The sequence below is a fragment of the Vibrio sp. K4 genome (assembly GCF_051122595.1).
Taxonomy (GTDB): domain Bacteria; phylum Pseudomonadota; class Gammaproteobacteria; order Enterobacterales; family Vibrionaceae; genus Vibrio; species Vibrio owensii.
This window is the reverse complement of the sequence record NZ_CP178580.1, coordinates 1-12,043: the sequence shown is the minus strand read 5'-3', so window position 1 is coordinate 12,043 and position 12,043 is coordinate 1. Positions and strand designations below refer to the sequence as shown.

Annotated in this window: 7 protein-coding genes; 3 read left to right on the top strand and 4 right to left on the bottom strand. The window is 42.3% G+C overall.

The features are described 5' to 3' along the window. The first annotated feature begins 129 nt into the window (after nt 1-129). Nucleotides 130-1,074, top strand: a complete 945-nt coding sequence (locus ACLIIY_RS28745; protein ID WP_023624634.1) for an Rpn family recombination-promoting nuclease/putative transposase — start codon at nt 130-132, stop codon at nt 1,072-1,074. 1,587 nt (nt 1,075-2,661) lie between these two features. Here ACLIIY_RS28745 and ACLIIY_RS28740 read toward each other — a convergent pair. Beyond that, the gene (locus tag ACLIIY_RS28740; protein WP_024699795.1) at nt 2,662-5,643 is read right to left on the bottom strand and encodes a Tn3 family transposase; all 2,982 of its coding nucleotides are present in this window, start codon (nt 5,641-5,643) and stop codon (nt 2,662-2,664) included. 154 nt (nt 5,644-5,797) lie between these two features. On the opposite strand from ACLIIY_RS28740, the gene ACLIIY_RS28735 reads away from it, so the two are divergent. Then, nucleotides 5,798-6,382 carry a recombinase family protein gene (locus tag ACLIIY_RS28735; protein ID WP_024699794.1) on the top strand — a complete coding sequence of 195 codons (585 nt, stop codon included), beginning with the start codon at nt 5,798-5,800 and terminating at the stop codon, nt 6,380-6,382. A gap of 26 nt (nt 6,383-6,408) precedes the next feature. Here the strand turns inward: ACLIIY_RS28735 and ACLIIY_RS28730 are convergent, their stop codons facing one another. From ACLIIY_RS28730 to ACLIIY_RS28720, 3 genes are all read right to left on the bottom strand, one after another. After that, the gene (locus ACLIIY_RS28730; RefSeq protein WP_024699793.1) at nt 6,409-6,840 is read right to left on the bottom strand and encodes a hypothetical protein; all 432 of its coding nucleotides are present in this window, start codon (nt 6,838-6,840) and stop codon (nt 6,409-6,411) included. Further along, nucleotides 6,830-7,624: a hypothetical protein gene (locus ACLIIY_RS28725; RefSeq protein ID WP_371807222.1), complete on the bottom strand. Its 795-nt coding sequence runs from the start codon at nt 7,622-7,624 to the stop codon at nt 6,830-6,832. The genes ACLIIY_RS28730 and ACLIIY_RS28725 overlap by 11 nt, the downstream gene beginning before the upstream one ends. A 616-nt stretch (nt 7,625-8,240) precedes the next feature. After that, nucleotides 8,241-8,798, bottom strand: coding sequence for a recombinase family protein (locus ACLIIY_RS28720; protein WP_031419876.1), 558 nt, complete (start codon nt 8,796-8,798; stop codon nt 8,241-8,243). Between the two features lie 157 nt (nt 8,799-8,955). On the opposite strand from ACLIIY_RS28720, the gene ACLIIY_RS28715 reads away from it, so the two are divergent. Further along, nucleotides 8,956-11,958, top strand: coding sequence for a Tn3 family transposase (locus tag ACLIIY_RS28715; RefSeq protein WP_085576793.1), 3,003 nt, complete (start codon nt 8,956-8,958; stop codon nt 11,956-11,958). The last annotated feature ends 85 nt before the right edge of the window (nt 11,959-12,043 follow it).

Genomic DNA, 12,043 nt, shown 5'->3' with positions numbered 1-12,043 from the left:
TGGTTTGAGGTCTAATAGAACGAAAACGTACGCTAGTAAGGTTAAGGTTCTGATATATATCAGATTAAAATCTGCAATCTCATACTGATTAAAGTATAGTGTTGGGATGTAAAGACGGGAATAAACAGAATGAAAGCACCAACATCCATACATGATGGATTGTTTAAGTCGTTCTTGACTGTGCCAGAGACAGCAAAAGACTTTCTCGATATTCACTTACCAGGACACATCAAACAAATCTGCAACCTCGATACGCTCCAGCTTCAATCAGGTTCATTTTTGGAAGATGAGTTAGTGCCGTATTATTCCGATGTGCTGTACTCAATGGAAACGGACAGTGGGGTAGGGTATGTGTACGCTTTGATAGAGCATCAAAGCAGCCCAGACAAACACATGGGCTTTCGATTGATGCGGTACGCTATTGCCGCGATGCAACAACACCTTGATGCAGGAAATGAGAAGTTACCTTTAGTCGTACCATTGCTGTTTTACCATGGAAAAACCAGTCCTTACCCATACAGCACGAATTGGTTGGATGAATTTGAAAAACCAGAGATAGCTCAGTTGCTTTATGGTCAATCTTTCCCTTTGGTGGATGTCACCGTGATACCGGATGATGACATCATTCGACATAAACGAGTGGCCTTGTTAGAGCTGGTACAGAAACATGTACGACAAAGAGATTTGTTGGATTTTACAGACACACTGGTTACACTGTTATTAGAGCGTTTAATAACCAGCAAACAGTTAGATAGTTTAGTGGAGTATTTGCTTAGAGTAGGGGAAACATCAAATCTGGAAGATTTAATGCGAACTTTAGCGAAGCAAGTTCCAGAGCATGAGGAACGGTTCATGACAGTAGCAGAACAATTAGAAGCGCGTGGCCGCGAACAAGGTTTAAAACAAGGTCTACAGCAAGGTAGACAAGAAGGCGAAAAATTAGGTCGCAAACAAGGTAGTCAAGAAACCCAACTAGCAATAGCAAAAAAAATGCTTTCAGCAGGCATTGATATTGCCTTAGTCGCCCAAACGACAGAACTTACTGAAGATGAGATCTCAAAACTCATCAACTAATGATTTAGTTTCATTCCGACATAATGGCGAAATGTTAATGACATTTCGTCATTTTTTTTAACCGCAAATTGTGACGCCGTAACCATTCATTTCATGAGTCGCTGTGCGACGAATACTAGAACGCGCTCACGAAGTGAGTAAGATGCGTCCTTCCCGAGCTATCAAAAGCTTTCTTTTATTCACAGTGATTCCGGTACAAAAATGGCCCTTTGCCTTGCTAGAATGCGCGAGCGTAGCGAGTAAGACTTTTCACGGAATTATACGTATATGCTCTATAGTTTCCTGTCGTATGACAAAAGAAATGTTCAGCGCAGCCAGCTAGATATTGGGACTTGTTTTATCGTAAGTAATCAAAGCTGGCTGTTGGGGCCCGTCAAAAGCATTTGTTTATTCTGAATTGTACTGCGATGTTAATTGCTTTTGATGGGAGGTTCCTTTGAGCGAAGCGATAGCTTTTTCTTAAATATTTATTCTTATATTTATTCCATATACGTAGTTTACATATTTATTCTCATAAGAACGGTATGTCTCTAGATGACCTTTTACAGGTAAAATTTACAGTGATATTCTATAGGTATCTTTTCTGTGAATACTATTTTTTAGGGTAAAATCGACCATTTGCGTTCACTGTGGGTGGTAACAACGATAGAAATGGGGTGAACACCAGCACAAAACTATGACTTAGATCACATTAAACCTTGTATAGACGTGCTGAATCCTCCGCTTGCGCGGATTCATTGATAAGAGTTAGTGTGGATTGAGGGAGACCTGGGGACTATAAGCCTCGAATACCCGCAAATTTGATTCAGCTACGAGCTCAAACTTATTTGCATTCAAATAGCGTTGTACGACGCCGTTTGCCATGTCTCTAAAACTAATCCAGGCATGACGAAGCCCATTTTTAATTTGACGCTTACGAGTCTCGATGATGGATTCAGCAATGTTTCTGTAACGAACCACTTTCAGATCATTGAAGAACACTTCAGAGAATTGCTTATACGCAGGAGCACCACGAACAGTGCCCTCAACATCACCAATAGGGATGTTAATGGGGTTTTGTGCCCATTTCAGCAGAAAGTCCAGACTTAGCTCTGAGGCTATGTCCTATAAGGTCTAGCGAAATTATAATTCCTAATATCAACGATACTTTGAGTGATTTTTGCACAAAAATCGTGATGACTTTGGAGTGCACTTCTAGATCACAGCCGTTATTAAGTCTAAAAACATCATATGTCATTACTTATTTGTCATCCTTACCAGTGTCATAACCTAAATGGCGTTAGCTATCTCTACTTTGATTCGTAAATTCATAGGTATTAACTGATTATTCTGTTGAAGCTGATTTACTGTAACGCCTTTGCGAATAAGGGATGAAGTAGGCACAATGGACTTATCGCAGAAATGGGCGCAAAACCCCATTATTAACAAATGGTAAGTGTTCATGCTGACTGCGTGACTAAGAAAAAATCAAAATGCTTATCGCGGATTCTGGTCTACTCCCCCTTATCATAGTTTTTCGTTCCATTGCACTTTAGCCCCCAATTTCGCCATTTAGGGGTCCGCTTGGAAAACGGAAAATATCCTACGTTAAGGCTTCTTGTACGACTTTAAATCCACAGGCCTTAATGACCTAAATCTTTTCGGTGATAACTTGGTATTGGTGCGCCATATGTAATCACCACTGAGGTTAATATGTTCCCAACCAAGTGGCGATAGGTGAGCAATCAGATCTCCATCCGCTTCGATACCTTTTCGTTTAAGGGCCTCTATAGCTCTTTCTATATACACCGTATTCCATAATGTAATTGCTGCTGTAAGTAGAGTCAGTCCACTTGCTCGATAGCTTTGATTCTCAAGTCTTCGATCTCTTATTTCCCCAAGCCGATGCATAAAAACAGCTCTAGCAAGAGCATTACGTGATTCACCCTTATTCAAACCAGCTTGTACTCTGCGGCGCAAAGCCGGATCTCGAAGCCAATCAAGCATGAACAACGTTCTTTCTAATCTGCCAATTTCTCTTAATGCTTTAGCTAATCCATTCTGTTTGGGGTAACTAGCCAGTTTTTTCATCATCAGAGAAGCGGTGACTGTCCCTTGCCTAATTGATGTGGCAAGACGCAATACCTCATCCCAATGTGGCTCGATATCTTTTGGTTTCAAACTTGTTGGAGAGATAATGGATTTAAGTCCTGGGTATTGCTCCGGCTTTCCTTCTATATACAAGCGCTTATCATGAAGATCTCTAATTCGTGGGGCAAAGGCAAATCCTAGTAGATGCATTAAAGCAAAGACATGCTCTGTGAAGCCTGCTGTATCGGTGTAATGCTCGGCTATTTCAAGGTCACTTTCGTGATAAAGCAATCCATCAAGCACATGCGTTGAGTCTCTGACTCTACTGATTACCTTCGTGAAAAAAGGACTGTATTGATCTGAAATATGAGTATAAATCTGGACACCAGGCTCTTGGCCGTATTTAAGATTAACTTGACCTGCATAACGCCCATGGTTACCTACTCGAAAGTTTTGCCCATCAGAAGACGACGTTGAACCATCTCCCCAAAAAGTAGCCAGCGGACATTTTTTCTGAGCGTTGACGAGCTCAGCTAACGCTGACGAATACGTTTCATCCCTTATATACCAAGCCTGTATGCCTTCCAATGATGTTTTAGTTGTGCCTGGGCAGGATTCCGCCATTTTTGACAAACCTAAGTTTATGCCATCAGCGAGAATTGTCGTCATTAACAACTTCTTGTTCCTTGGCTTTCCATGCCTATTTTTAAGGTGAGTGAAGTGGTCAGTAAAAGAAGTCCAACGGTCTACTTCATCTAGTATCTCAGTGATTTTAGGGTGTGGCAGCATGCCGTAAACTAAATCAGCATAGGACGATACCTCTGGAGGGACACTGTTATCAAGAGGAGTGACTTTTAACCCTCTATCTGATACCTCAACATCTGGTAATTCACCAATCATAGCTAGCGTGTTGACTTCCTTTAATCTGGATGAAAGCAAGGCTATTCTGGACTGATAATACTCATGGAAATTCGTTGATACCGATAAAGGCAGTTGTTCATTATCTCGAGCTTTTTCAAAGTCTTGATATGGGGTTAGATAATCATCAAAATTTTTATAACGTCTTGAACCACTTACCCATATATCACCTGAACGTAATGCGCCTTTAAGTTCATTTAGAACGCAGAATTCGTAATACTTTCGATCAACTCCGGAAGGTGTCATCACCAGTTTTCTCCAGTTTTCCGGAATGAAGTCCAGTGGAGCTGAAGCGGGAACTTTTCTGAGCTGCTTTCTGTACATGTGTGTGAGTACATCTAAAGCACTCTTTAGTTGCACTGCACAAGGAGCTGCACTGAAATGCAAAGTAGACAACATTCGTGGCGCATATTTTCTTAATGTGCTGTATTTATCTATGATTAAGTGGAGAGGATCATAATTGTCTCTTTTCGCTAGGCTTTGAGTTTCTTCAATACTGGTAACGAACGCTTCCCAAGGAAGAATGTCTTCAATAGCCTCGTAAGGATCTTGACCAGACTGTCGCGCATTCAATAGTGCTTCACCTACTGATATGTATTGGCGTAGTTTATTCCTGATAAGTTTGCCGGATTGTTGAAGCCGCTCTGCTTGTGAATATTTTGCCTTGCTGAAAATACTCCCTAGTATTCGTTCATGTAGCTCAATGATCTCATCAGTTAATGTAGCTCGGGCTTCTTCTAGTACACAGACTAATGTTGCATATCGCCGTTTAGCGGAGAACTTGGCCAGATCTCTGCTACTCATCTTTTTCCCTTCACGTGCCAATTTTAATAAGCGATTTTGATGAACGCTTCTTTCTATCCCTTTTGGTAAAGCTATATTCTGTATGGTCGTTAGTCGATCGATATGTCGTAAGACACTCTTTCCATTTGCTGTCCCTGGCGGCTGCAACAACCACGCTAACCGTGAAGGTCGTCCCCCTTCGGATACGAGAAGATTATCAAGCGCATCTCGATGTTTCTGAGTTAAAGAAGTAGTGAGAGAAGAAAATACCGCTTTATCGGCAAGAGTTGTGGTTTCAGCTAATGTGCGTTCAATAACTTCAATTGTGGGAAAAATTATATGGTTATTATGTAGCCATTCAAGCATCTCTTCAGCAAGAAGAAATGCACGTTCTGTTCGCATTGCGTGGGGTAGAAGATGATTGATACAATCCTGTTTTCTCTGCTTGTTAAAGGGATTCAAACCGAGATAACGATATAGCTCTGCTAAATGTTCCCAGCGAGTTTCTTCTCTTTCTGCGTATTTCCCCCAAAGGTCAGAAGACAAGGACAGTCTCATCGAAACTCTAGATGCAATGCCCCCATGGGGAGGGTGCTGAGTATCAGGAAGAAACCCAGGCCCACGCAAGTAACAAAGCATGATAGCAAAGCCAAATCGGTTTTCTGATTTACGATGCTTGTTTATCAAACTGATATCTTGGTCGCTAAGGAAGCTGATCCGAGTCAAGATAATATCGTCATCAGGTATCACTAGCAGGTTTTCTTTTTCCTCGATACTCAATATTTGTCGTCTCGGCATAACATCTTCCTAACTTATTGGAGCTTGATAGAAAATACATGTACGAAACTGTTCGGTTTCGTACCCCTACCATATAATATGTACTAAACTATACCAAAGTAATTTCGTACACCCTTTGTAATTAGTACTCCCTTTTCGTACAGGAAAATGAACTATGTCACGTGTTTTTGCCTATTGTCGAGTGTCCACTTTAGAGCAAACGATAGAAAACCAACGGCAAGAAATTCAAGCCGCAGGATTCCATATAGAGAAACGCCGTATCATGGAAGAAAGCATCAGCGGCTCTGTTGCGGCAAATGAACGTCCTGAGTTTTCTCGATTACTCGATCGATTAGAACCAGGCGATGTGCTTGTTGTGACCAAATTAGATAGATTGGGGCGCAATGCTATGGACATCCGAAAAACTGTCGAGCATTTAGAAGAATTAGGTGTCCGTATTCATTGCTTGGCTTTAGGGGGCGTAGATCTAACAAGCTCGGCTGGAAAGATGACGATGCAAGTTATTTCCGCTGTGGCTGAGTTTGAGAAAGATCTACTTGTTGAAAGGACTCATGCAGGAATAGCTCGTGCAAAATCTGAAGGTAAGCGGTTTGGTCGCCCTCCATCACTTAACAAAGAGCAACAACAGGAAGTTTGTTTACGAATAAAGAACGGAGAAAGTATTAGTTCTATCGCTCGTGTATTCAATACAACAAGGCAAACCGTTATGAGGGTTCGTACAGCCAATGCCCTAATTTAACTTTGATTAGGGCTCTTTATCAGCGTTTAATGTCTCGATTTTATGTACATCAAATGAATACCGGTGGGGGTTATCTTAGTCAAATCCCGACTGTACACATACCCATATTTTTCTAACAAGTCGATAGAGTGATATGTCCATCCAGCAGCAAACGCCACACCTGCTAATGCAAAATAAAGACTAATTTTGTTAGCTAACTGCATAGCTCTTTGAGAATAAAGCTCATTGATTTTTTTCCCGTATAGCAACGCTTTAGGTGTCATAAAAAGCACACACACTAAAACCCCAAAAACACCAACAGGAACCCACAAAGTAATAATGGAGACTTGCACAGTATCGGCTCGATTCAATAGATCAAGGTAATCCAGATAAACCCCATAAGAAGGATAAAGCCAACACAGCAACATTAATGAAATAAAAAACAAGCCAGCCAAACGGATTTTAGTTTTATATCGCACCTTCTAACCTTTCAACTATCGTTTGAGAAATTTTGTATTCGCCCCAAGCCCATTCAATTAGAACATATGTCGCTGTTACAGCAATTGCACCGATAATTATGGGTTGACCTAAGAAAGCAGCAGCAAATAAGGCGGCTTCACCAACTGCGCTCTGGAGCATAAATTTGAACATGTCAGAGCCAACATTGCCGAACCAATCCACTAGGTGATAATCATCCTTAAATATTAAATCGGTTGTGGCTATGCTGGCCGATACCACAAACGTTAAGGCTCCGGCTCCTTTAAAGTTTGCAGCCCTAGATTGAGGGCTAAAGCCAGCTTGCATCGACTTAAACGAGTTAAGCGGATATTTTTTCCCATCCATATTGATGCGTGTACCATTCACAAACGCATGTTTGAGCCATGATTTCACTGTATTGATACTCATAGCAAGAGCAGCAACGTTTTTACCAGCATCAAGCCAAACGTTATGCAAAATTTTATGAGCATCCTCAAGATCAACAATCATTACATGCTGATGGTTCTTCGCCATTTCTTCTTCAAGAGAGCATTGCAAACCAATAGAATCACTCAACGCCAGCTGAGAGGCTAAACCTTCCGTATGTACGGGGATCCCGTAGATTTCAGCAATACTTTTGCCTTCAGCGTATTGCGAGGAGTGTTTCTGAGCCTCTTGAGAAGCCAATAAACTGTCACTGACATACGCATTTTCCTGTTGCACCGCTCTCTTTTGGCGCAACTCTTCTGCATCACGCTCCGCTAATGCCGCCTTGACTCGCTCGATGCGCCTGTCCACGTCCGGTTCAATCACTTTTCGTCCACCTTGCCAAAGCCCAAGCGATTTGCCGTATTGTAGATGTTTCTCTCTAGTTGCCATATGTACTACTCTCACTCCACTGACAGAGAAGAGAATAACAGCTAAAGCGTCGGGGCAAAAACTTGCTCAAAAGTTATAAATGGGGTTTGAGGTCCAACGGAACGAAAGTGTACGTTTAGAGGGTTATCTATCTGTATTTAATGAAATTTATTATTACCTAGCGCCTTTTCTTTATATGCACTACTATTTATAATAATTGAATAGCTTGAGTGGGAATATGGACATACAAAAGGCATCGAAAGAACTTTTATCCAATGCTCGACTACTTCCTAGACATACATTCACATTGTTCCGTAATGACGTCAGTCAGATCGTAAACCAACTCGACTCCTTGGAACGTTACATACAAAGTAGCGAAAACGCCTCACCTGAAAATGATTCTATTCAACTTCGCTTATCGGAAGTTCATTTCATACTCAGCGAATGCCGATACCATCAATTTTGTACTATCGTCATTTACTTATTGATTATCGTTTCTTTTAGTGCATTCTTATTCTGGATTTAGGCCTTTTTAAACAAAGACTTAGTTTGAGTCACTTTCATTTAACACTTTATATACTGTCGAGCGTGCAATGCCCAGTTGCCGCGCAATGTCAGTCGCTCCTACGCCTTGAGTATACAAATCGTTGAGCCGTTTTCGATCTACTGTTCGTTTACGCCCAAACTTAATCCCTTTCAATTTCGCTTCTATTCGCCCTTCATTGGTTCGTTCTAGTATTCGGTGGCGGTCAGCTTGGGCAACTGCAGATAAGATGGTGACCACCATCTTTCCCATTTCACCTTCAGTACTGATCCCATCATCTAGAAACTTGATGGCAACACCCATCCCATCAAATAATTTGATCAAACTGATCATGTCTGCTGTGTCACGGCCTAGTCGGTCCAGCTTCTTGACCAAGAGAACATCACCTTCTTCCACTTTCATCTGAAGTAATTCAAGCCCCTTTCTCTCATTGTTGCTGCCGGATGCCTTGTCACTAAAAATTCGGCTCGGCTTCACGCCAGCACTTTTTAGAGCCTTGAGCTGAATATCGAGGGATTGTTGACTGGTCGATACACGAGCATACCCAAATAATCTCAAAATCGTCTCCTATATCGAATAGTGGACAATATGTGTCTACTATCTCACTTTGTCGATTAAATAGACACTTATAAGTATCTGTTTTATGGTGTCTGATAAATTATAACATTTCGGACAGTTGCGAGATTGTTAAATTTTCAGTTTGTAGGAAAAGAATATGCCAGTCGATTTTTTGACCGAGGAACAAAAGCAAAACTATGGGTGTTATGCCGCCGAGCCAAATGATGTTCAATTAGCTCGTTACTTCCATCTTGATGAGCGCGATCTGGCGTTTATCCAGCAACGTCGAGGAAAGCACAATCGTTTAGGGATAGCATTACAACTGACCACGGTTCGGTTTCTTGGAACATTCGTTACCGACTTAGAGCCGATTTACCCCAGTGTGAAACAGTTTGTCGCCAAACAAATTGGGATCCGTCATCCGCAAGTGATCATGCGTTACGCTCAGCGTCCCACCACTCACCGAGAACACACCTTTCTAATTAAAGAGCATTACGGCTATCGAGATTTTGGTCGTTTTCCTTGGTCTTTTCGCCTAAAGAGACAACTGTTCGCTCGAGCATGGTTGAGTAATGAACGTCCAGGACTCATGTTTGATTTTGCTACTGCCTGGCTACTTCAAAATAAGGTCTTGCTCCCAGGCGCCACAACATTAGTTCGCTTGATTAGTGAAGTTCGCGAGCGAGCACAGAAAAGACTCTGGAAGAAGTTGGCCGCACTTCCCAACCAATGGCAAAAGGCTCAGTTGCTGGCGCTATTGGAAGTGCCTGAAGGTCAACGCTTATCACAACTTGAATTACTAAGAAAAGGCCCAACCACCATTAGCGGTCCCTCCGTTCTGAGTGCACTCTCTCAATATTCAACCTTGCGTAGTTTAGAGATCTCTAAACTAAATTTTACAGATCTCCCTCTCATACAACTGCGTAACTTGGCTCGCTATGCGGGGATGGTTTCAGTGAAGTATATTTCTCGAATGCCAGAGGAGCGAAAGCTTGCAGTACTGACAGCTTTCGTCAAAGCGCAAGAAATTATTGCTTTGGATGACGCCATTGATGTACTCGACCTCTTGATCACTGATATTACACGCGAAGCCAAAAAAATCGGTCAAAAAAAGCGACTCAGAACCTTAAAAGACCTTGACCGAGCAGCCTTGTTGTTAGCAAGAGCTTGCTCTGTTTTGCTTGACGAAAAAACCGGTGACACGGAACTGAGAACGTCGATATTTAAGCGAGTTTCAGAAGAGAATCTGCTTGAGTCTGTTGAAAAAATCAATGAGCTCGCTCGCCCCCAGAACAATCATTTTTATGACGAAATGGTTGAGCAATATGGGCGCGTTAAACGCTTTTTACCGACGGTTCTAGAGGAGCTTCATTTCTCAGCGGTTGCCGCTGGGGAGAGTACACTGGAAAGCATTCATTACCTTGCCGAGCTGAAAAAGACAAAAAGACGTTTTCTCGACGATGCGCCTGAGCACATCGTTAAGACATCATGGAAAAGGCTTGTATATGACGGGGATGGTCGTATCCAACGCGCCGGTTACTCTTTGTGTTTCTTAGAGCGTCTGCAAGATTCACTCCGCCGCCGAGACGTCTGGGTGACAAAGAGTGACCGTTGGGGTAATCCTAGAGAAAAGCTCTTAAATGGTGAAGCGTGGCAAGCTCAACGAGTGCCCGTTTGTCGAGCTCTTGGCCATCCAACGAACGGTCATGAAGCTATGCGGCAGCTCGCGCGACAATTAGACGATACATGGAGAGAAGTCGCTGACAGATTTGATGAAAACACCGAAGTGAGTATTTGTACCAATGGTAAGCACCCATCATTGACCATTTCGAATTTAGATAAACTTGAAGAGTCTCTGTCATTAAAAACTCTGAATCGCCGAGTAAAGCAGTTGATCCCGCCAGTAGACTTAACGGAGTTATTACTCGAAGTTGATGCTTGGACAGGCTTTACACAGGAATTTACCCACGTTAGGGAGTCCGAGGCAAGAGCGCAGGGGTTACACATCAGTGTATGTGCGGTATTGATGGCTGAAGCTTGCAATATCGGTCTAGAACCATTGATCAAATCGAATGTGCCAGCCCTAACTCGGCACAGATTAAGTTGGGTTAAACAAAATTATTTTCGAGCAGAAACATTAACTAACGCGAATACTAGGTTAGTTAATTTCCATATAAAACAACCATTAACAAATGCTTGGGGTGACGGAAATGTTGCTTCCGCGGATGGAATGCGTTTAATTTCCTCAGCAAAAACAGTGAATGCAGGTCCGAACCGGAAATTCTTTGGTGCTGGACGTGGGATCACTTGGTACAACTTCATCTCAGATAAATATTCTGGTTTTCATGGCATCGTCGTGACAGGAACGTTACGAGACTCACTTTATGTATTGGAAGGAATACTGGAGCAGCAAACAGGGCTCAATCCCATTGAGATCATGACAGATACCGCCGGAGCGAGTGATATTATCTTTGGTTTATTCTGGTTGCTAGGGTTCCAGTTCTCCCCACGGTTGGCGGATGCGGGAGAAGCGGTATTCTGGCGAGTAGATAAGTCTGCTGACTACGGGCCGCTAGATGATCTAGCTCGAAGTTGTACGGATCTTTCAAAAGCTGAAGAGCAGTGGGATGAAATGATGCGAACCGCTGGCTCATTGAAGCTCGGCACTATTCGGGCATCCGAGCTGGTTCGGTCTTTGCTCAAGAGCAGCCGTCCATCAGGTTTAGCTCAAGGCATTATGGACGTTGGCAGAGTGAACAAAACCTTGTACTTGCTTAACTATATAGACGATGAAGATTATCGCCGTAGGATCTTAACACAGCTCAATAGAGGAGAAGGTCGGCACGCCGTCGCTAGAGCGGTTTGCTATGGTCAACGTGGAGAAATTAAAAAGCGCTATCGAGAGGGGCAAGAAGATCAGCTAGGTGCTTTAGGTATCGTTACCAATGCCATCGTGTTATGGAATACTCTCTATATGCAGGAAGCATTAGATTGGATGCGGTCCAATAATGAAGAAATTATAGAAGACGATATATCTCGGCTATCCCCACTAATATACAAACATATCAATATGTTAGGTCATTACACATTTACCTTGCCAGAAGACTTAGAGAAAGGAGAGTTAAGACCTTTAAACCTTAATAATAGTGATAAATATTGAGTCGATATGAGAAAGATAAATTACGTCTTATCAATAACTTAACCCTCTAAACGTACACTTTCGTTCCGTTGGACCTCAAACCCCT